Annotated in this window: 18 protein-coding genes and 1 tRNA gene; 2 read left to right on the forward strand and 17 right to left on the reverse strand. The window is 63.0% G+C overall.

Translation table 11 applies throughout. The features are described 5' to 3' along the window. Window positions 1-198 precede the first annotated feature (198 nt). Both AC1DYO_RS06555 and AC1DYO_RS06560 read right to left on the reverse strand, forming a co-directional pair. On the reverse strand, window positions 199-2,637 hold the full coding sequence (locus AC1DYO_RS06555) for a GcvT family protein (RefSeq protein WP_477261487.1): 2,439 nt from the start codon (window positions 2,635-2,637) through the stop codon (window positions 199-201). Between the two features lie 210 nt (window positions 2,638-2,847). After that, a tRNA-Leu gene (locus AC1DYO_RS06560) sits at window positions 2,848-2,932 on the reverse strand. 235 nt (window positions 2,933-3,167) lie between these two features. On the opposite strand from AC1DYO_RS06560, the gene lipB reads away from it, so the two are divergent. Then, window positions 3,168-3,911, forward strand: coding sequence for a lipoyl(octanoyl) transferase LipB (gene lipB, locus AC1DYO_RS06565; RefSeq protein ID WP_477261489.1), 744 nt, complete (start codon window positions 3,168-3,170; stop codon window positions 3,909-3,911). 21 nt (window positions 3,912-3,932) lie between these two features. On the opposite strand, the gene AC1DYO_RS06570 is transcribed toward lipB, so the two are convergent. From AC1DYO_RS06570 to mce, 6 genes are all read right to left on the reverse strand, one after another. Next, window positions 3,933-5,183, reverse strand: a complete 1,251-nt coding sequence (locus AC1DYO_RS06570) for a site-2 protease family protein (protein WP_477261491.1) — start codon at window positions 5,181-5,183, stop codon at window positions 3,933-3,935. Window positions 5,184-5,831: 648 nt separating this feature from the next. Beyond that, the gene (locus AC1DYO_RS06575; protein ID WP_112394723.1) at window positions 5,832-6,515 is read right to left on the reverse strand and encodes an ABC transporter ATP-binding protein; all 684 of its coding nucleotides are present in this window, start codon (window positions 6,513-6,515) and stop codon (window positions 5,832-5,834) included. Then, window positions 6,512-7,843 (reverse strand): lipoprotein-releasing ABC transporter permease subunit, encoded by a 1,332-nt coding sequence (locus AC1DYO_RS06580; RefSeq protein WP_477261493.1) that lies wholly within the window; start codon window positions 7,841-7,843, stop codon window positions 6,512-6,514. Before AC1DYO_RS06580 ends, AC1DYO_RS06575 begins: the two co-directional genes overlap by 4 nt. Continuing rightward, a complete protein-coding gene (gene proS, locus AC1DYO_RS06585) occupies window positions 7,840-9,168 on the reverse strand; it encodes a proline--tRNA ligase (RefSeq protein ID WP_477261495.1) in 1,329 nt (442 codons plus the stop codon). The genes AC1DYO_RS06580 and proS overlap by 4 nt, the downstream gene beginning before the upstream one ends. Window positions 9,169-9,909: 741 nt before the next feature. Continuing rightward, the gene (locus AC1DYO_RS06590; protein ID WP_477261497.1) at window positions 9,910-10,194 is read right to left on the reverse strand and encodes a DUF1467 family protein; all 285 of its coding nucleotides are present in this window, start codon (window positions 10,192-10,194) and stop codon (window positions 9,910-9,912) included. Further along, on the reverse strand, window positions 10,191-10,595 hold the full coding sequence (gene mce, locus AC1DYO_RS06595; RefSeq protein ID WP_477261499.1) for a methylmalonyl-CoA epimerase: 405 nt from the start codon (window positions 10,593-10,595) through the stop codon (window positions 10,191-10,193). The genes AC1DYO_RS06590 and mce overlap by 4 nt, the downstream gene beginning before the upstream one ends. A gap of 134 nt (window positions 10,596-10,729) precedes the next feature. Between mce and AC1DYO_RS06600 the strand changes: the two genes are divergently transcribed. Further along, the gene (locus tag AC1DYO_RS06600; protein ID WP_477261501.1) at window positions 10,730-11,572 is read left to right on the forward strand and encodes an MBL fold metallo-hydrolase; all 843 of its coding nucleotides are present in this window, start codon (window positions 10,730-10,732) and stop codon (window positions 11,570-11,572) included. A gap of 21 nt (window positions 11,573-11,593) precedes the next feature. Here the strand turns inward: AC1DYO_RS06600 and AC1DYO_RS06605 are convergent, their stop codons facing one another. From AC1DYO_RS06605 to nuoH, 9 genes are all read right to left on the reverse strand, one after another. Beyond that, entirely contained in the window at window positions 11,594-13,264 is a 1,671-nt protein-coding gene (locus AC1DYO_RS06605) for a ribonuclease J (protein WP_477261503.1), read from the reverse strand. Window positions 13,265-13,297: 33 nt separating this feature from the next. Continuing rightward, the gene (locus AC1DYO_RS06610; protein WP_477261505.1) at window positions 13,298-14,119 is read right to left on the reverse strand and encodes a biotin--[acetyl-CoA-carboxylase] ligase; all 822 of its coding nucleotides are present in this window, start codon (window positions 14,117-14,119) and stop codon (window positions 13,298-13,300) included. 4 nt (window positions 14,120-14,123) lie between these two features. Then, on the reverse strand, window positions 14,124-15,560 hold the full coding sequence (gene nuoN / locus AC1DYO_RS06615; RefSeq protein WP_477261507.1) for an NADH-quinone oxidoreductase subunit NuoN: 1,437 nt from the start codon (window positions 15,558-15,560) through the stop codon (window positions 14,124-14,126). 18 nt (window positions 15,561-15,578) lie between these two features. After that, window positions 15,579-17,084, reverse strand: coding sequence for an NADH-quinone oxidoreductase subunit M (locus tag AC1DYO_RS06620; RefSeq protein ID WP_477261509.1), 1,506 nt, complete (start codon window positions 17,082-17,084; stop codon window positions 15,579-15,581). Then, window positions 17,084-19,057, reverse strand: a complete 1,974-nt coding sequence (gene nuoL, locus AC1DYO_RS06625; protein WP_477261511.1) for an NADH-quinone oxidoreductase subunit L — start codon at window positions 19,055-19,057, stop codon at window positions 17,084-17,086. The genes AC1DYO_RS06620 and nuoL overlap by 1 nt, the downstream gene beginning before the upstream one ends. A gap of 10 nt (window positions 19,058-19,067) precedes the next feature. Then, window positions 19,068-19,376 carry an NADH-quinone oxidoreductase subunit NuoK gene (gene nuoK / locus AC1DYO_RS06630; RefSeq protein WP_023670810.1) on the reverse strand — a complete coding sequence of 103 codons (309 nt, stop codon included), beginning with the start codon at window positions 19,374-19,376 and terminating at the stop codon, window positions 19,068-19,070. A gap of 1 nt (window position 19,377) precedes the next feature. Continuing rightward, the gene (locus AC1DYO_RS06635; RefSeq protein ID WP_477261513.1) at window positions 19,378-19,998 is read right to left on the reverse strand and encodes an NADH-quinone oxidoreductase subunit J; all 621 of its coding nucleotides are present in this window, start codon (window positions 19,996-19,998) and stop codon (window positions 19,378-19,380) included. A gap of 128 nt (window positions 19,999-20,126) precedes the next feature. Continuing rightward, on the reverse strand, window positions 20,127-20,618 hold the full coding sequence (nuoI, locus tag AC1DYO_RS06640) for an NADH-quinone oxidoreductase subunit NuoI (RefSeq protein ID WP_181055889.1): 492 nt from the start codon (window positions 20,616-20,618) through the stop codon (window positions 20,127-20,129). Next, window positions 20,618-21,661: an NADH-quinone oxidoreductase subunit NuoH gene (nuoH, locus tag AC1DYO_RS06645; protein WP_477261515.1), complete on the reverse strand. Its 1,044-nt coding sequence runs from the start codon at window positions 21,659-21,661 to the stop codon at window positions 20,618-20,620. Before nuoH ends, nuoI begins: the two co-directional genes overlap by 1 nt. Between the last annotated feature and the right edge of the window lie 2 nt (window positions 21,662-21,663).

The following is a 21,663-nucleotide window of genomic DNA, read 5'->3' on the forward strand; positions in this document are numbered from 1 at the left end:
AAGCTGGCAGGAGCACAAAGATCGATGACACCGGCCTGATCATTGTGACACAACCGCGGCTCGATCGGACGCACTCTGTCATCCACGCCAGAATCCCTGCCGACCCAGATCGCCTCGGCGGGTCCCATTACAGAGTCAGGCTCCTAGCGGGAATGAAAAGGCGGCGTGAGCCCCGCGCTTCTTCACGCTCCAGGTCCCTCACAGACGCCCGCGCGTGCCCTCCGGGTCATAGGGAGAGTCGGCGATCACCCGTGCCGGGCGCCGCTCGCCGAGAATTGAAACCTCCAGCACTGTCCCGGGCGTGCCAAGCTCCAGCGGCAGCAGCGCCAACGCTAAGTCATGGCCAAACGTGTAGGAGTAACCCGCCGACGTGACGCGGCCGACAAGGCTGCCGTCGCGATAGACGCCCTCATAGGCAAAGGCGCTCGCTCCATCCGTATCGATGGACAGCGTCACGATCCGGCGCGCCGTTCCCTGCTTTTGCTTCGCGGTCAGGGAGGCTCTGCCGATGAAATCTCCCTTGTCGAGCCTCACGAAGCGGTCGAGACCGCTCTCCCAGGCCGACAGTTCGAGGTTCATGTCGCGGTACATGGCGCGGAAAGACTTGTCGAGACGCAGCGATTCTAGCGCCTGCAGCCCGACCAGCCTGAGCCCGTGCGCCTCACCTGATGCCAGAAGCGCATCCAGCAAATGCCGCTGATAGCAGAGCGGATGATAGAGCTCCCAGCCGAGCTCGCCCGAATAGTTGACGCGCATCAGCCGCACGTCGCTGGCGAGGGCGACGGTCGCCGACTGCACGCTGAACCAGGGGAAAGCATCGTTCGACAGATCGATCTCGGTCAACAGCTGCAGAACGTCGCGCGCTTTGGGCCCGACCACGGTGAAGCTGCCGCGATCATTGGTGACATTGCGCAGTTGCACACTGCCGTCCTGCGGCAGCAGCTTGTTCAGGTCGTCATAGTTCCAGCGTTCGGCGCGCGGCGTCGAGACGAGGTAGAACAGGTCGCTCCGTAGCCGCGCCACCACATACTCCGCCTGCACACCGCCGGCCGGCGCGAGATGATGGGCGAGCGCGATGCGACCGAGGCGCGGCAAGCGATTGGCAAGAATCCCGTCGAGCCAGCGTTCGGCGCCCGGACCGCTGACCTCGAACTTGGTCATCGGCGTCATTTCGACCAAGCCGACGGCTTGCCGGACAGCCTGGACCTCCTCGCCGACATAGATGCCCTTGGCGGTCCAGCGCCAGCTGTACGAATTGCGGGCCTCGACGCCCGAAGGTGCGAACCAGCTTGGCATTTCCCAGCCGTTCAGCACATCCCACACAGCACCGAGCTGACTGAGGCGGTCGTAGGACGGAGCTGTTTTCTGCGGACGTGCCGCCGGCATGTCCTGGCCCGGATAATGCTGCGTCGCATGGGTGCCCCAGGCTTCCCGCACCTTCTCCCGCGTCCAGTTCTTGTTGGCATGGTCGCCGAAGCGCCGCGGATCCAGCTCCGCCGTGTCGATGCTGTTGCCGCCTTCGACAATCCGCTCCGAAAGATAATGGCCGATCGCTCCGCCCCACAGGATGCCGCCCGGCACGCCTTCCGCGAGCCAGACATTCTGAAGCCCCCAGGCCGGCCCCATCAACGGCAGCTCATCGGCGGTCATCTGGAACGGTCCGCGCACATTTCTCTTGATGCCGGCGCGCCCGAGCGCGGGCACGAGTTCCGTAGCCCGTTCCCAGTTCCAGGAGACGGCGTCGAAATCCTCATCGAGCAGGTCGGCGCCGAACCATTCCGGCACGCCGTTTTCGGCGAACAGCTTGAGCTGTTCGGTGCGCTCGTAGGGGCCGAACAGCAGCCCGTCCCCTTCTTCACGCAAATAGCCCTCGTAACCCTCGTCCCTCAGGATCGGCATTTCCGAAAGGCCCTGCCGCTTGCGCTCCATGACTTCGGGCACCGCGTCGGTGATCCAGTACTGATGCACGATCGGAATGGCCGGAATGTCGAGGCCCAGCATGGCGCCGGTCTGGCGTGCATAATTGCCGGTGGCGAGGATTACGTGTTCGCAGACCATGTCGCCGCGGGAGGTTCTGACCTTCCACTCGCCGCCCGGCATCCGCTCGAACCCCGTCACTTCGGTGCCAAGATGGATCCTTGCTCCGAGGTCGCGGGCGCCCTTGGCCATGGCCTGGGTCACGTCAGCGGGCGCGATGTGACCGTCATCGGGATGATAGAGCGCGCCCAGCATGCCGCTGTTGTTGAGCAGCGGCCAGATTTCGCGCGCCTCGGCGGGCGATACGATCCGCGCCCGTATGCCCTGAACCTCGGCGACGTCGATATAGCTGCGGTATTCGTCGAGCCTGTCGCGCGTGTTGGCGATGCGCAGCTGGCCGCATTTGTGCCAGCCCACCTTCTGGCCGGTTTCAGCTTCGAGGCCCTCATAGATCTCAATGGATTTGGCGATCATTCGGCCGACGTTGAGACTGCGGGCGTAGGACGGTATCAGCCCCGCCGCATGCCATGTCGAGCCGGCGGTGAGCTGCGTCCGCTCGAGCAGCGCGACATCGCTCCAGCCGCGCTTCGCCAAGCCGTAAAGAATACCTGCGCCGACACAGCCGCCACCGACGACCACCGCACGAACGTTGTCCAACATACGCAATGCCTCTGGATGAAATTGCCCTGGGCACTATAGGTAAGCGCGACACTGTCGGTCACGCCATTTGCGACGCCGACATGGCGGTTGGTACGCCCGCCCGGGTGACGGCGTTATGGATCAGTTGAATCTTGGATTTGAAGGTCGATCTCTCCGTTGCGCTGGCGCGCACTGTCGCCGAGGCAAGCCGAGATCAGATCGGAGAGATGTTGGTGCGGTCGAGAAGACTCGAACTTCCACGGGTTGCCCCACAGCGACCTCAACGCTGCGCGTCTACCAATTCCGCCACGACCGCCCGTGGTAGGAGCCGGAACGAACCGGCTCGCGGCGTGTAGCAAATCGTTTCCGGTGAAACAAGGGCGCGGCGCGCAATAATCGCCGGGAATTGGCATAACGGCCGGGAAGGCCGAAATGCGTGGCGAACTGGACGTTTCAGCCAATTGCCGCCATATGAAGGGGCAAATGCATTCCGCCCCAAGGCGCAAGGCGGTTTTGAAAGCCGGCGTGCATTAAGCTAAAAACGAAAAGCCATGACAGAACGCAGCCAGATCGCCACGTCGTTCCTGCCCTTGCCCGGTTCAGCGCCGGTCGAATGGCGCATCGAGCCCGGCCTGACCGGCTACACCGATGCGCTGGCCGTGATGGAAGCGCGCGCCGAGGCAATCCGCACGGGTGCGGCCGCCGAGATGGTCTGGCTGGTCGAGCATCCGCCGCTTTACACCGCCGGTACCAGCGCCCGCATCGAGGATCTGATCGATCCCGACCGTTTCCCGGTCTTTGCCGCAGGACGCGGCGGCGAATACACTTATCATGGGCCGGGCCAGCGCGTCGCCTATGTCATGCTTGACCTGAAGCGCCGGCGCGAGGATGTGCGCGCTTTCGTCGCCGCGCTCGAGCAGTGGATTATCGGAACACTCGCCGCCTTCAACGTGCGCGGCGAACGCCGCGAGGACCGTGTCGGTGTCTGGGTGGTGCGGCCCGATCGCCCTTCCCTGCCCGACGGCTCGCCAGCCGAGGACAAGATCGCGGCCATCGGCATCCGGCTGCGGCGCTGGGTGAGCTTTCACGGCATAGCCGTCAATGTCGAGCCGGATCTCAGCCATTTCAGCGGCATCGTGCCCTGCGGCGTGCCGGATCACGGCGTCACCAGCCTCGTCGACCTCGGCCTGCCGGTGACCATGGCCGATTTCGACCTGGCGCTGAAATCCGCCTTCGAGGATGTGTTTGGCGCAGCCGACGGCACAGCTGCCGAACCGGCGCGCAAGGCCGGCTGAAGTCTCGCCTCGATCAAACGCTCAAAGTAACCGCGCCGAGGCCCACAACAAGCCGTAGCCGTGTATGGCGAAGACCGCCAGCAGCGCGCCGGCCATGGCGAAACGGTCGAAGGTGCGGATCGGCTTCAGCTCATGGCGCGGTTTTACCCCGCTGCCCATGGTCAGCAGGCTGAGGATGGCAAAGACAGCGCCCGCCACCAGCAGAAAGCTTTGGGAAAAACCGGCCAGCCAGCCGATCGCCAGCAAGGCCGACAGCAGAGAAAACGAGGCCAGCGCCAGCGCGATCGGGCCCGGACAGATCTGGCGCAACACCTGGCCGCCGTCGAACTTCCACACCGGCACCAGATTGGCGATATTGAACAGCGCGGCAAAGCCGGCAAGCGTCGCCAGCAGCGCGGCAGCGAGCCGATGCCCGTCGCTGGAGGCGAACCCACTGGCGGCGATCAGCAACGGCACCAGGAAGGCGGAGAAGCCCGCCCCCATCAGCGCCACGAAAGCAACCTCGAAGCGGCTGTCATAGGGCCGCCCGCCAATGGCGATGCCGCCGAGCAACGGAATGAAGATCATCCGCGCCTTGCGATGCCCGGTCAGCCGGAAGGCCGCCATATGACCGAGCTCATGCAGGGCCACCACCGAGGTCAGGATCGCGGCCAGCGCAAAGCCACCGAGATTGAGCCCGAAGAACGGCCACAGGATGAAGGCCGACAAAACGGCAAAGCCGACCTGGCTCAGCGGATGCTCGAACCAGCCGCCCTTGCGATACTCTCCGGTCCTCGCCCAGTGCTGTAGCTTGCCGAGTTCGCGGCGCATGGCGAAGTAGCGGAACACCAGGAAGGCGACGCCGCGATAGTGGTCGGTCTGGCTGAGCGTGACCCGCGTCGCAGCGCCTTCCGAAACAAGTTCGGTGGTCTCGTAAAAATCCTTCCAGAACGAAGCATCGAGCGCGGTATCCTCGATGACGCGCATCGAAAAACGACTGCCTTCGACGATGTCTTCGAACCGCGACCTGCGCTCGATCGGCTGGCCATCGCGACCTTCCCACGACAGCATGATGCGTGCCGTACCCTGCCCGTCCAATGCCTCGGCCGAGAGTATCTCGCCTGACCAGCCGGCATCGCTGCCGAGCGGCCACAGCGCCTGCCAGAGGCGCTGCCGGTCCAGGGCAACCACGCGGATGAGCCGCACCGTGCGCAAACCGAGCGGCGCGGTCATCAAAAGGAAAATCAGTCCGAGATTACCGGCCACGAGAAGGACCGTCACGATCGGCGACACTTGGGTGTTTGCTCCCTGTCTTGGCAGGGCACCCTAGCGTCATGGCGGCAAGAAAGGCTTAACGGCACAACGCCCTCCTGCCCGCCCTAAAACACTGCGGCGAACCGCAGTTTCATCACATGGCGCCGATCCAGACGGCCATGGAAACCAGAAACGCACTCATGCACACCAACGAAACGACGTCCTGAACAAGATCGCTCATAACTCTCTCCTGTTGTTGCTATGTTCGTATTTTGTTCTAATTTTGTTCGAATGTCAACGACCGGAAGGCGGGCATGCCGACGAATCCTGACAGCCGGTTTGGGCAGGGTTAAGAAAGCGTTGATATGATAAGGGGCGGGATCGCGCGGTAGAAGATATCCACTGCTTCAGATGGCGAGTTGCTCGCGAACGTCGGCGCTGCCCCTCACCTGACTGCCGGCATCCTCTCCCCGTATAGTGACGGGGAGAGGGGCGCTGTCATCGGTGATTTCGCTAATCGCTAGCGTTGCAGGAATAGCGCCGAGGCAGCGGCCTGCCCTTTCTCCCCGTCACTATACGGGGAGAAATGCCCGGCAGGGCAATGAGGGGCGGAGCTGACTTCAGCGATCTTTGCTCCCCAAAAGGGCTAAGATCCGCAGGCCGGCCTCACCTGAGTATCGCCATGCCCTAAAGTGGCACCACCTTGCCCTCGTGCAACGTCACCCGCCGGTCCATGCGCGAGGCCAGTTCGTGATTGTGGGTGGCGATCAGCGCGGCAAGGCCCGACTGCTTGACCAACGCGCCGAGCGCCTCGAAGACATAGGACGCGGTGACGGGGTCGAGATTGCCGGTTGGCTCGTCAGCGAGCAGCAGCAATGGCGCGTTGGCGACGGCACGAGCAATGGCGACGCGCTGCTGCTCGCCGCCGGAAAGCTCCGACGGACGGTGCGAAGCGCGCTTGCCGATCTGCATGTAGTCGAGCAACTGCGCGGCGCGCTCCGCCGCTTCCTTGCGCGACAGCCCCTTGATCAGCTGCGGCATCATGATGTTTTCGAGCGCCGAAAACTCCGGCAGCAAATGATGGAACTGATAGACGAAGCCGACATCGTTGCGGCGGATCGCCGTGCGCTCGTCATCGGAGAGCCGTCCGCAGGCCCGGCCGGCCAAAATGACGTCGCCGGCGTCGGGACGCTCGAGCAGGCCCGCCGTGTGCAGCAGCGTCGACTTGCCGGTGCCCGATGGCGCCACCAGCGCCACCATCTCGCCGCGCTTCAGTGAAAAATCCGCGCCGTTCAGAATGGTGAGCTTGCGCGGCCCCTGGACATAGTGCCGCTCGACGCTCTTCAGCTCGATAATGATCTCGGACTTCATTCGTATCTCAAGGCCTCGACCGGATCGAGCCGTGCTGCCCGCCATGCCGGAAACACCGTCGCCAGGAAGGACAGGCCAAGCGCCATCAGGATGACATAGGTGGTCTCGCGCGGGTCCATCTTGGCCGGCAGCTGGCTGAGGAAGTAGAGCTCCGGGTTGAACAGCACCTTGCCGGTCATCCAGGAGAAGAACTGGCGGATGGATTCGATGTTGGTGCAGATAAGCACCCCAAGCAGCACGCCGGCGAGCGTTCCGGTGACGCCGATCGCCGCCCCCGTCATCAGGAAGATGCGCAGGATGGCGCCCCGCGAGGCGCCCATCGTGCGCAGGATGGCGATATCGTGGCCCTTGTCCTTCACCAGCATGATCAGGCCGGAGATGATGTTGAGCGCCGCCACCAGCACGATCAGCGTCAGGATCATGAACATGACGTTGCGCTCGACCTGCAGTGCTGAAAAGAACGTCTCGTTGCGCTGGCGCCAATCGACCATGTCGATCGGCCGTTGCGCCGCCGCGTCGACCAGTGGTTTCAGCGCATCGACATTATCGGGATTGTCGACATAGATCTCGATCGTCTGCGCCCTGCCGTCCATGTTGAAATAGAGCTGCGCTTCCGAAAACGGCATGTAGACGATGGAGCTGTCATATTCCGACATGCCGACTTCGAAGATCGCCGCCACCTTGTAGCCCTTCAGCCGCGGCGTCGTGCCCATCGGCGTCACATCGCCATCCGGCGAGATCAGCGTGATGGTGTCGCCGAGCACGAGGCCCAGATTCTCGGCCATGCGCTTGCCGATGGCGACGCCTTCGCCGGAGTCGAAGCCGTCAAGCGTGCCCTGCTTGACGTTTTTGGCGACGATGTCGATCTTGCCGAGATCCTCGGCCCGTATGCCGCGCACCAGCGCGCCCATGCCGCCGCCGACATTGCCTTGCGCCAGCACCTGGCCGTCGATCAGCGGTATGGCGTATTTGACGCCGGCCACGCCGTTGATGCGGGCGGCAACCTGAGCATAGTCCTCAAGCGGCGAATCCAGCGGCTGCACGATCAGATGACCGTTGACGCCGAGAATGCGGGTCAACAGCTCAGCCCGGAACCCGTTCATAACCGCCATGACGACGATCAGCGTCGCGACGCCCAGCATAATGCCGAGGAAGGAGATCGAGGCGATGACCGAGATCACCGTCTCCTTGCGGCGCGAGCGCAGATAACGCCAGGCGACCATGCGTTCGAACATGGAAAACGGCCCAGCAACCGGAGACTTGCCGACCGGAGACTTGCCCACCGGCGAGTTGGCGACCGAAGGCTTCGCTGCCGCGGCTTGGCTCATGCGGTTGCACCGAAGCGTTTCCTGGCCTCCGCCACCGGCAGTGTCTCGCGCTCGCCGGTCCGGCGGTTCTTGATCTCGATCTCGCCGGCAGCCACGCCGCGCGGACCGACGATCACCTGCCAGGGCAGGCCGATCAGGTCGGCGGTGGCGAACTTGCCGCCCGGCCGCTGGTCGGTGTCGTCGTAAAGCACATCCTTGCCGGCGCCGGCGAAGGCGGCATAGAACTCGTTGCAGACGCGGTCGCAGTCGGCGTCGCCCACCTTCATGTTGATCAGGCCGATGTCGAACGGCGCCACCGCTTCCGGCCAGATGATGCCGTTATCGTCATGGCTGGCCTCGATGATCGCCGCCACCAGCCGCGACGGGCCGATGCCGTAGGAGCCGCCGGAGACGAAATGATCCTTGCCGTCGGGCCCGGTCACCTTGGCGCCCATCGGCTTGGAATACTTGTCGCCGAAATGGAAGATGTGGCCGACCTCGATGCCGCGCGCCGAGACCCGGTCGGCTTCGCCGAGCTTGTCCCAGGCTGCCTCGTCATGCATCTCGTCGGTGGCGGCGTAGGGTGTCGTCCACGTCTTGACGATGTCGGCGATCTCGCCGTCATTGGCAAAGTCGGTGTTTTCACCGGGCACCTGAAGCGACAGATACTCGCGGTCGCAATAGACCTGGCTTTCGCCGGTGTCGGCCAGGATGATGAATTCGTGGCTGAGATCGCCGCCGATCGGCCCGGTGTCGGCCCGCATCGGAATGGCCTGCAGGCCCATGCGCGTGAACGTCCTGAGATAAGAGACGAACATCCGGTTATAGGCCGCCTTGGCGCCCTCGAAATCGAGGTCGAAGGAATAGGCGTCCTTCATCAGGAATTCGCGTGAGCGCATGACGCCGAAGCGCGGCCGCACCTCGTCGCGGAACTTCCACTGGATGTGGTAGAGGTTGAGCGGCAGGTCCTTGTAGGACTTGACGTAGGCGCGCACGATCTCGGTGACCACTTCCTCATTGGTCGGTCCGTAGAGCATGTCGCGGTCCTGCCGATCCTTGATGCGCAGCATCTCCTTACCGTAATCGTCATAGCGGCCGCTTTCGCGCCACAGATCGGCCGATTGGATGGTCGGCATCAGGATTTCCAGCGCGCCGGCGCGGTTCTGCTCCTCGCGGATAATCCGGCAAACCTTGTCCAGCACCAGCTTGCCCAGCGGCAACCAGGAAAAGCTGCCCTGCCCCTGCTGGCGGATCATGCCGGCACGCAGCATCAGCCGGTGCGAGACGATCTCGGCCTCGCGCGGATTTTCTTTCAGGATGGGCAGGAAAAACTGCGACAAACGCATGGACAGGTCCGTGAGAGAGGAGGCTGCGCCGGAATCGGCGCGGCTGGCTTGCTTGCCCCGGCTTCATAGCTATTTCGTGACGGAATGGAAACCCGACCGGCCGCATCGGCCCGAAATCGCAAAAATCGATTCTTCTTCCAAAGACCTTCGAACCGAAAACGATAATCCTTGGGCGCAAAGTGCTCCGCCTCGCTGCAAAGTGCTGACACACGCTTTGCGCGTCCGGGCGACGCAGCACACCTGGCCAAATTAATGCGGCAGCCCCGCTGTTGTTCGTTTCGCAAGCAAAGCCTGCCGTACTATTGTGCAGTGCAGCACAGGATTGCCCGTTTGCGGGCAAAATTCTGCGTGACAATTTCATCGGGGTTAGGCTAGTGTGCCCCGATAACCGAGAGGGTAGAGAAAAATCTGCTCTCCTACGCGGTCAAAGTCTTGGGAGGATGCGATCTAGGCGCGGTTACCCGCTGCCGCCGGAAACCGGAAAACAGATCGGAACGCGTTTAAATTGCAAGGCCTTGTGCCTTGCATTTTTTTTGCCCAATCATCTGGTTAGATCAAACTGTTCCCAAATCACATGAGCTTGCGCCGGCGTGATCTGGTCGCGATTCTATCAGGATTGGCTATGCTTGCGCGCGGAGTTGCTAACCTTGGCCCGAGGCACCGAAACTGGAGTCCGATGCTCCGAAAATAGGCACAAAAAGCCGCATGCTGCCCGCCCGATTTTTTCGGCAGGAAAGTGCTTTAATTAGCCGGTGCCTGGCTGGCTTCGGGAATGACGTGCGGGACTTCGTCGAGGCTGTAACCCAGCCCGTGCGTCAGGCCGTAGAAAATGCCCATGACGACAGCCGTGACGATGGTGGTGCGGATCACGGCGCGCAGCATATGCGGCCCGCGCGGCGCGCTGGCAACCGTGCCCAGCGTCACGTCGTGATCGTCATCCTGCGTGCGCACGCTGAACGGCAGCACCATAAACAGCATCAGCCACCAGGTGATGAAGAACAGCGCGGCAAACGAAATCCAGCTCATGCCTGCTCCAGTTCTACCAGCGTACCGAAGAAATCCTTGGGGTGCAGGAACAGCACCGGCTTGCCGTGGGCGCCGGTTTTGGGATTGCCGTCGCCCAGCACACGGGCGCCGCTCGCCTTGAGATGATCGCGCGCGGCAAGAATGTCGTCGACCTCATAGCAGACATGATGCATGCCGCCCGAGGGGTTCTTCTCGAGGAAAGCCGCGATCGGCGAAGCCTCGCCCAGCGGCTCCAGCAGTTCGATCTTGGTGTTGCCGACATCGACGAACACAACCGTCACGCCATGCTCCGGCAGCGCCTGTGGCGCGGTGACCTTCGCGCCAAGCGTATCGCGATAAGCGGTGATCGCCGCGGCCAGATCCGGCACGGCAAGCGCGACATGGTTCAGGCGTCCCAGCATGAAACCTCCAGCTTCGATGTCTGGCGTCTTACGTCAAATCGGCCGACATCAATAGCCTTTGCCAAGGCGCGCAAGGTCGCACTTGGGTGAACCGCCGCCCTGTTCCAATCGATATCAGCGAAGTACAAACGGCAATGTCCGATGTCCGCCCACGCGTTTTCAGCTTCGATCTTGGCTCATTCAAGGTCGCCGCCCTCCTCGACGCCGTCGATCTCCGCGACAATCTCGCCGCGGCTTTCGCCCCTGGACAATCGCCGGGCGCGGTGCGCGAACTCGCCGTCTCGAACGTCATCGATCCCCATCGATACGAGCATTGCTTCATCCCGACGCTGATCGACACCGGCGCGGAAAAAATCCTGTTCGACACCGGATTCGGCGACGAGGACAGTGCACTCTTGCAATGCCTGCAAGACCTCGGGCTCGAACCCGCCGACATCGATTTGGTGATCATCACGCATGGCCACCCCGACCACATCGGTGGCCTCATGAACAACGGCGAAGCCGTCTTCAGCCGGGCGCGCTATGTGTTCGGTGCGGCAGAATTCGTCTTCTGGACCGAGGCGGATACGGTGCGCGAAGCCAGGCTGAGCAACCGCGACCTGTTCCGGCGCGTCTGTGCCAGCCTTGCCGACCGGGCGACATTCGTAGCGCCGGGCGACGAAATCGTGCCGGGCATCACCGCCATCGACGCCGCCGGCCATTCTCCAGGGCTGCTGGCGTTCCACATCGAAAGCGATGGGCAGCAATTGCTCATCTGGTCGGACGCCTTCCTGCACTCTGTCGTGTCGATCCAGCGCCCCGAATGGCATGCCGATCTCGACGACGAGAAGGAGCAGGCCGTCGAGACCCGCAAGCGCCTGCTGAAAATGGCCGCGGAACACCGGCTGCTTGTCGCCGGCTATCACATGCCGTTTCCGGGTCTCGGGCACATCGAGCAGGTGGACGGGGCGTTTCGCTGGCTTCCCGTCAGCAGCTGAATTCCAGCGCTTGGTTTCGCCCTATCTCGTGACGAACACCGTCACCAGAGGCTTCTTGCCCCAGGCTTCGTTGGCGGCGCCGCGCACCGCGCGTCGAACCGCTTCCTGCACCAGATCGAGATCCTTGCGACGCTGGCGGGGGATCGAGTCCACCGCACCGACGGCCGCGTCGAGCATCAGGTCTTCCATGTTCTCGCCACGGGCGTCCGCCTCGGCGACGCCGATGGCGACCAGATCGGGATCGCCGGCGAGCTCATATTTGTCGTCGAGCACGACATTGACCGCGACATGGCCGGCAAAGGACAGCTTGCGCCGGTCGCGTATGCCCATTGCCTGGTCAGTGCCGATCAGCCTGCCATCCTTGTAGATGCGGCCGAACGGCACCTGGTCGATGATGGTGGCCGGACCGGGCGCCAGCCGCAGCATGTCACCGTCGCGCACCTGCGCAACCTGGCCGATGCCGGAGGTCGACATCAGCGACCCCTGCGCCACCAGATGCGCGGCCTCGCCATGCACGGGAACGCCGATTTGCGGACGCACCCACTCATACATCCTGCGCAATTCGCTGCGGCGGGGATGGCCGGAGACATGCACCAGCGCATCGCCATCCTCGATGATCTTGATGCCGAGATCGATGAGGCGGTTCTTGATCTCGAGGATCGCCTTTTCGTTACCAGGAATGGTGCGCGAGGAAAACACCACCGTGTCGCCGGCCGTCAGAGACACCGATTTCATCTCTTCGCGCGACAGTTTTGCCAGTGCCGCCAGCGGTTCGCCCTGGCTGCCCGTGCAGATAATGACCAGGTTCTCGCGCGGGATGAAGCCGAACTCTTCTTCGGCGATGAACTCCGGCAGGCCGTCCATGTAGCCGAGTTCACCGGCCACATCGATGACGCGCTTCAGTGAGCGGCCGAGCACCAGGCACTGGCGGCCGGCATCGCGCGCCGCCTTGGCGATCGAGACGATGCGCCCGACATTGGACGAGAAGGTGGTGACGGCGACGCGGCCGACGGCGCTTTGGATGACACCCCTCAGCCCCTCGCCAACCGCCACTTCCGACGGCGATTCGCCTTCGCGCAGCGCATTGGTCGAATCGCAGATCAGCGCCAGCACGCCCTTGTCGCCATAGGCGCGGAAACGCGCCTCGTCGGTCTTCGGGCCGATCGTCGGTTCCGGATCGATCTTCCAGTCGCCGGTATGGATGACGGTGCCGGCCGGCGAGGTAATCGCCAGCGACATCGGCTCGGGGATCGAGTGCGCCACCGGAATGGCCTCGATCTCGAACGGACCGACGGTGAACTTTTCGCCTGCCCGGTAGATCGTCACCGGGATTTTCGGCGCGCCCTGCTCGCCCTGGCGCTTGGCGTCCAGCAGGCCGGCGCTGAACGGCGTCATCCACACCGGCGCCTTCAGCTTCGGCCAGGTGTCGAGCAGCGCGCCGTAATGGTCTTCATGCGCATGTGTGATGATGATACCGCGCAGACCGGCAAGGTTCTCCTCGATGAAGCGCGTATCGGGCAGGATCAGGTCGACTCCCGGATGCGCCGCGTCGGGAAAGGTCACGCCGACATCGACGACGATCCATTCGCGCGCACTGGGCGGCCCGTAGCCGTAAAGGGCGAAGTTCATGCCGATCTCGCCGACGCCGCCGAGCGGCACGAAGACGAGTTCGGCGTTTTGCGCTTTCGCCATCAATTTTCCCTTCCCGGCCTTTGCGGCCAGCCCCTAAACTTTTGCCGACGCGACCGCGCCGAAATGCACGTCGCCGGCGGCGACCGTCACGACCGACCCCTCATCATCGCGGATCACGAAACGGCAGTCCGCGTCAATGGTCTCGAAGGTACCGCGCACCACATTCCCGTCAATCCTGACAGCAACCTCGCCGCCGAGCCCCGCTGCGCGCGCCAGCCAGCGCCGCCTGATGGCGTCGAGCCCGCGTCCTTCATCCCACAGCCGCGCATTGTCGGTCCACGCATCGGACAGCGCCAAGAACAGCGTTTCGGCATCACATGTCGCGCCAAGCGCCTGCAGCGATGTCGCCGGATACGGCATATCAGTGGGATATGCCACCACATTGACGCCGATGCCGACCGCCACCGCGAAACGGCCGCCGTCGAGAATAGCCGATTCCAGCAGGATGCCGGCAAGCTTGGCGCCGGAGGCCAGCACATCGTTCGGCCATTTCAGCTCGAAGCGGTTCTGCCCCTGGCTGGCGCCGTCGAGACCGATGGCGATCCGGCCTTTCGGCACCACGGCATCGAGCGCGTCGGCCAGCGACAGGCCGGCGACGAAACCGAGTGTCGCGGCAAGGCGAAGCTCACCGCCGGTTATGACGAGCAAGGTCGCCGCCAGATTGCCTTCGGGCGACACCCAGGCACGGCCACGCCGGCCGCGCCCGCTTTCCTGCTTTTTGGAAACGACCCACAATTTGCCGGGGTCACCTGCCCTTGCATGGTCCAGCGCCACCGTGTTGGTGGAGCCGATACTGTCATGGGCCTCGAGCCGGAACCCTTCCGTCTCAGAGGTTGGAGCCAGCCGAAATGCCATCCGGTCAGAAAAATGTCTTGGCGGCGGCTTCGGCGTAGGTCGCGATCGGACCGCCGATCAGCACATAGAACAGCACGAAGGCGCCGGAGACGCCGAGAACGAGGCGCAACTCGCTCGCCATCGGCACGAAGCCGCCGGCCGGTTCGTCGAACCACATGATCTTGATGATGCGCAGATAGTAATAAGCGCCCACGACCGAGGCCAGCACGCCGATGATCGCCAGCGCATAGAGGTTGGCGTTGATGGCGGCGAGGAAGACGTACCACTTCCCCCAGAAGCCGGCGAGCGGCGGGATGCCGGCCAGCGAGAACATCAAGATGGTGAGGATCGTCGCCATGATCGGGTTGGTCGAGGAGAGACCGGCCAGATCGCTGATCTGCTCGACATTGCCTTCCTTGCGCCGCATGGCGAGGATGAAGGCGAAGGTGCCGAGCGTCATCACCAGATATATCAGCATATAGATGGCGACGCCGCGTACGCCGGCCTGGCTGTTGGCGGCGAGGCCGACCAACGCGTAGCCCATATGGCCGATCGAGGAGTACGCCATCAGTCGCTTGATGTTGGTCTGGCCGATGGCGGCAAAGGCGCCGAGCGCCATCGAGGCGATCGAGATAAAGACGATGATCTGCTGCCAGTCGGACGCGATCGGCTTGAAGGCGCCCATGGTGACGCGCACGATCAGCGCCATCGCCGCCATCTTGGGTGCCGCCGCCAGGAAAGCGGTGACCGGTGTCGGCGCACCCTCGTAAACGTCGGGCGTCCACATATGGAACGGCACCGCCGAAATCTTGAAGGCAAGGCCGGCCAGCACGAAGACGAGGCCGACGACGAGGCCAAGCTGGCGCTCGCCGCTGCCGAGAGCGGAGGCGATTTCCTGGAAGCCGACATTGCCGGTGTAGCCGTAGACGAGGCTGATGCCATAGAGCAGCATGCCGGACGACAGCGCGCCCAGCACGAAGTACTTCAGGCCGGCCTCGGTCGAGCGCAGATTGTCACGGTTGATCGCCGCCAGCACATAGATCGCCAGCGACTGCAGTTCGAGGCCGAGATAAAGCCCGATCATGCCGTTGGCCGAGATCATCAGCATCATGCCGAGCGTGCACAAAAGGATCAGCACGGGGTATTCGAACTTGTCGAAATGCTCCTGCTTGGCAAAGCGCATCGACATGACCAGCGTCACCGCCGAACCGACCAGCGACAGCACCTTCATGAAGCGGGAGAACGGATCCTGGATGAAGGCGTTGCCGTAAGCGCTGCCCAGCCCCGTGGAAAGGATCAGCCATAGGCCTGCGATCACCAGCACGGCGACGGCAAGACCGGTCACAAGGTTGACGGCGTTGGCGCGCGAATAGGCGCCGACCATCAAGAGCGCGAGCGCGCCGATGGCAAGGATCAGTTCCGGCGTCGAGAGCGAAAGGCTGGCGTAAAGGTCCGGCGTCATGGTTCGCAAAACCTCTGGTCAGTTCGCCGCCGCGGTCTGCGCGGCGCCGATGGATGCGGTGACATTGGTGACGAGCGCCTTGACCGACTGGGCCGTGGCTTCGAAGACGGGGGCGGGATAGACGCCGAAGAAGATGACCAGAACGACCAGCGGGTAGATGATCGCCTTCTCGCGCGTCGAGAGATCGAGCAGGCCCTTCAGGCTTTCCTTGGTCAGCGCGCCGAAGATCACCCGGCGGTATAGCCAGAGCGCGTAAGCGGCCGACAGAATGACGCCGGTGGCGGCGAAGAACGCCACCCAGGTGTTGACCTTGAACACGCCGAGCATGGTCAGGAATTCGCCGACGAAGCCGCTGGTGCCGGGCAGGCCGACATTGGCCATGGTGAAGACCATGAACACGGTAGCGTATTTCGGCATGTTGTTGACCAGGCCGCCATAGGCGTCGATCTCGCGCGTGTGCATGCGGTCGTAGATGACGCCGACGCACAGGAACAGCGCGCCCGAGACCAGGCCGTGGCTGAGCATCTGGAAGATCGCGCCCTGCACGCCTTCCTGGTTCATGGCGAAGATGCCCATGGTGACGAAGCCCATATGGGCGACCGAGGAATAGGCGATCAGCTTCTTCATGTCCTCCTGCATCAGCGCCACCAGCGAGGTGTAGATGATGGCAACGACGGAGAGCGTAAACACCAGCGGCGCGAACATTTCCGACGCCAGCGGGAACATCGGCAAGGAGAAGCGCAGGAAGCCGTATCCGCCCATCTTCAGAAGGATGGCGGCCAGGATCACCGAGCCCGCCGTTGGCGCTTCGACGTGCGCGTCGGGCAGCCAGGTGTGCACCGGCCACATCGGCATCTTCACCGCGAAGGAGGCGAAGAAGGCCAGCCATAGCCATGTCTGCATGCTGGCCGGGAAATTGTGCGTCAACAGCGTCGGCATGTCGGTGGTGCCGGACTGGTAGAACATCGCCATGATGGCCAAGAGCATCAGCACCGAGCCGGCCAGCGTGTAGAGGAAGAACTTGAACGAGGCATAGACGCGGCGCTTGCCGCCCCAGACGCCGATGATGATGAACATCGGGATCAGGCCGGCTTCGAAGAAGACGTAGAACAGCACGATGTCGAGCGCGCAGAACACGCCGATCATCAGCGTTTCCAGCAGCAGGAAGGCGATCATGTAGGCCTTGACGCGCTTGTCGATCGCTTCCCACGACGCCAGGATGCAGAGCGGCATCAGGAACGTCGTCAGGATGACGAACAGCATCGAAATGCCGTCGACGCCCATATGGTAGGAGATGCCGGAATCCAGCCAGGCAAACTTCTCGACGAACTGGAAGCCGGCCTGCGAATTGTCGAAGCCGGTCCAGATGAACAGCGAGATGATGAAGGTGGCCGCGGTGGTGATGAACGCGATGGCGCGGATATTGCGGCGTGCGTTTTCGCTGTCGTCCCTGATGAACAGAATCAGCAACACACCAACCAGCGGCAGGAAGGTGACCAGCGAGAGGATTGGCCAGGCGGTCATCAGAGCATCATCCAGGTGACGAGTGCGGCCACGCCGATCAGCATGGCGAAGGCATAGTGATAGAGGTAGCCGGTCTGCAACTTGACGACGCGGTTGGTGACGTCGACGACGCGCGCTGAAACGCCATCGGGGCCAAGGCCATCGATGATGGTGCCGTCGCCGGTCTTCCACAGGAAGTGACCAAGAGCCTTTGCCGGCCGCACGAACAGGACGTCGTAGAGCTCGTCGAAGTACCATTTGTTGAGCAGGAAGGCGTAGAGCAAGCGATGGTTGGCGGCGACGCTCCGGGGCAATTCCGGCGAGCGGATGTAGAACTTCCAAGCGATCGCAAAACCGATCAGCATGGCGATGAACGGCGCCAGCTCGACCCACAACGGCAGTTCGTGGATCTCGTGCAGGATGTGGTTGTCCGGCAGCGTGAACAGCGACGCCTTCCAGAACTCGGCATAGCCTTCGCCGATGAAGGCGCCGTGGAAGATGATGCCGGCAAACAGCGCACCGGCCGCCAGGATGAACAGCGGCACCAGCATCACCGGCGGCGATTCATGGACATGGTGCATGACGTCGTGGCTTGCCCGTGGCTCGCCGTGGAAGGTCATGAAGATCAGCCGCCAGGAGTAGAACGAGGTGAAGCAGGCGGCGATGACCAGCAGGATGAAAGCGAGGCCGGCGACCGAATTGTGCCCGGCAAAGGCAGCCTCGATGATGGCATCCTTGGAGAAGAAGCCGGCGGTGCCGATGACGGTCACCGGAATGCCGACGCCGGTCAGCGCCAGCGTGCCGATCACCATCATCCAGTAGGTCTTCGGAATGAGCTTCCGCAGGCCGCCCATCTTGCGCATGTCCTGTTCGTCGGAGACGGCATGGATGACCGAGCCGGAGCCGAGGAACAGCAGCGCCTTGAAGAAGGCATGCGTGAACAGGTGGAAGATAGCCGCACCGTACGCGCCAAGGCCGAGCGCAACGAACATGTAGCCGAGCTGCGAACAGGTCGAATAGGCGATGACGCGCTTGATGTCGTTCTGGACCAGGCCGACTGTCGCCGCGAAGAAGGCGGTGAAGGCGCCGATGAAGGTGACCACCGTCAGCGCCGAATGCGACAGCTCGAACAGCGGCGACAGCCGCGCCAGCATGAACACGCCGGCGGTCACCATGGTGGCGGCGTGGATGAGCGCGGAAACCGGCGTCGGGCCTTCCATGGCGTCCGGCAGCCAGGTGTGCAGCGGCACCTGCGCCGACTTGCCCATGGCGCCCATGAATAGCAGCAGGCAGACGATGGTCATGGCCGCCTGCTTGTCCAGCGCGTAGCCGAGGAAAGTAAGCACGGCAGCGCCTTGCGGGGCGCCTTCAGCCGGAATGAACGTCGCCGCATTGGCGAAGATGGTGCCGAGATTGACCGAGCCGAACAGCACGAAAACGCCAAAGATGCCGAGCGCAAAGCCGAAATCGCCGACGCGGTTGACGACGAAGGCCTTGATGGCCGCGGCATTGGCCGACGGCTTCTTGTACCAGAAGCCGATCAGCAGGTAGGAGGCGAGACCCACCCCTTCCCAGCCGAAGAACATCTGCACCAGATTGTCGGCCGTCACCAGCATCAGCATGGCGAAGGTGAACAGCGACAGATAGGCAAAGAAGCGCGGCCGGTTCGGGTCGTGGTGCATGTAGCCGATTGAATAGATGTGAACCAGCGCCGACACGGTGTTGACAACCACCAGCATCACCACGGTCAGCGTATCGATCCTGAGCGCCCAATTGGCGTCGAGCCCGCCTGACTGGATCCAGCGCAGCACCGGCACAGTGAACACTTCGCCTTCGCCGAAACCGACGGAGAAGAAGGCAACCCAGGACAGCACGGCCGAAATCACCAGGAAACCGGAGGTGATGTATTCCGAGGCCTTGGCGCCGAGTGCATTGCCGAACAGGCCGACAATCAGGAAGCCGAGCAGCGGAAGGAAGACGATCGCTTGATACATGTTAGCCCCGTCAACCCTTCATCTGGTTCACGTCTTCGACCGCGATCGAGCCGCGGTTGCGGAAGAAGACGACGAGAATGGCAAGACCGATGGCCGCCTCGGCGGCAGCGACGGTAAGCACGAACAGGGCAAACACCTGTCCGACGAGATCGCCAAGCGCGGCCGAGAAGGCGACGAAATTGATATTGACCGCCAAAAGGATGAGCTCGATCGACATCAGGATGACGATGATGTTGCGGCGGTTCAGGAAGATGCCGAACACGCCAAGCGTGAACAGGATTGCCGATACGGTGAGGTAATGTGCGATGCCGACGACCATCTCAGAGCCCCTCGCCCGACTTGACCTTGCGGATTTCCATGCCCGTAGCCGGCGTGCGGCCAACCTGGGCCGCGATCGACTGCCGCTTGACGCCTTCCTTGTGGCGCAGCGTCAGCACGATGGCGCCGATCATGGCGACCAGCAGGATGAGGCCCGAAATCTGGAAGTAGTAGAGGTAGTCGGTATAGAGGATGTCGCCGAGTGCGGCGGTGTTGGTCCGCGCGGCGAGATCCGGGATGGGCTTTGAGACCGTCGAAGCCAGCCGCGGCGCGAATGTGTAGCCGCCGAGCACGATGATCAGCTCCGCCGCCAGGATCAGCCCGACCAGCGCGCCGATCGGCGCGTATTGCAGCGCGCCCTCCTTCATCTCGGCAAAGTCGACGTCGAGCATCATGACGACAAACAGGAACAGCACCATGACCGCGCCGACATAGACGACGAGCAGGATCATCGCCAGGAACTCGGCGCCGGTCAGCATGAACAGGCCGGCGGCGTTGAAGAAGGTCAGGATCAGGAACAGCACCGAATGCACGGGGTTGCGCGCCGAAATGACCATGAACGCCGACGCCACCGCGACAAAGGCGAAGAGGTAGAAAAAGGCCGCCTCTAGTCCACTCAGCATGGGTTCCCCCGGGGTTCCTGTCCGAAACAGGACGCTCGTCCTGTTCGTTTGTGTTGCTTCGGTCCGCCTCCGGTGCCAAAGCCGCGTTGTCCTTAGACGAGGCCCCTCGCCCCGTCCATGCGTCAATATCAGCGGTAGGGCGAGTCCAACGAGATGTTGCGCGCCAATTCGCGCTCCCACCGGTCGCCATTCGCCAGCAGCCTGTCCTTGTCGTAGTAAAGTTCCTCGCGCGTCTCCGTCGCGAATTCGAAATTCGGCCCCTCGACGATGGCGTCGACCGGGCAGGCTTCCTGGCAGAAGCCGCAATAGATGCACTTCACCATGTCGATGTCGTAGCGCACCGTGCGGCGCGTGCCGTCATTGCGGCGCGGACCGGCCTCGATGGTGATCGCCTGCGCCGGGCAGATCGCTTCGCACAGCTTGCAGGCAATGCAGCGTTCCTCGCCATTGGGATAACGGCGCAACGCATGCTCGCCACGGAAGCGCGGGCTCACCGGCCCCTTCTCGTGCGGATAGTTGATCGTCTCCTTCGGCGCGAAGAATTGGCGCATCGACAGGAAGAAGGCGCTGACGAAATCCTGCAGCAGCAGCGATTTGGCGGCTTGGCCGAGAGCGGACATCACGCAAACCCCGTGATCTTGAGGAAGGCAGCGACGATTACCACCATCGCCAGCGAGATCGGCAGGAAGACTTTCCAGCCAAGGCGCATCAGCTGGTCGTAGCGATAGCGCGGCACGAAAGCCTTCACCATGGAGAACATGAAGAACATCAGGCAGATCTTGAGCACGAACCAGATCACGCCGGGCACCCAGGTGAAGGGCGCGAAGTCGAAGGGCGGCAGCCATCCGCCGAGGAACAGGATGGTGGCCAGCGCGCACATCAGCACCACGGCGACATATTCGCCGAGGAAGAACAGCAGGAACGGCGTCGACGAATATTCGACCATGTGGCCGGCGACGAGTTCGGACTCGGCTTCCACCAGGTCGAAGGGCGGGCGATTGGTCTCGGCCAGCGCCGAGATGAAAAAGATGACGAACATCGGGAACAGCGCCAGCCAGTGCCAGTCGAGGAAGCTGTTGGGCAGGCCAAGCTTGGTGCCCAGCCCGTCCTGCTGCGACATGACGATGTCCGACAGGTTGAGCGAGCCGACGCAAAGCAGCACGGTGACGATGACAAAGCCGATGGAAACTTCGTAGGACACCATTTGAGCCGCCGAGCGCAGCGCGCCGAGGAACGGGTATTTCGAGTTGGACGCCCAGCCGCCCATGATCACGCCATAGACCTCGAGCGAGGAGATGGCGAAGACGTAGAGGATGCCGACATTGACGTTGGCGATCGCCCAGCCGGCATTGACCGGAATGACCGCCCAGGCCGAGATCGCGAGCACCGCCGACACCAGCGGCGCCAGCAGGAAAACGCCTTTGTTGGCGCCGGACGGAATGACCGGCTCCTTGAAGACGAACTTCAACAGGTCGGCGAAGGCCTGCAGCGTGCCCCAGGGGCCGACGACGTTCGGGCCGCGGCGCAGCTGCACCGCCGCCCAGATCTTGCGGTCGGCATAAAGCAGATAGGCGACGCCGATCAGCAGGACAACGATGAGGAACAGCGACTCGGCCACAATCCAGAGCGCCGGCACCACATAGAAGGAGAAGAAAGTGTCCATGC

Source organism: Mesorhizobium sp. P2_F5 (genome assembly GCF_056403715.1).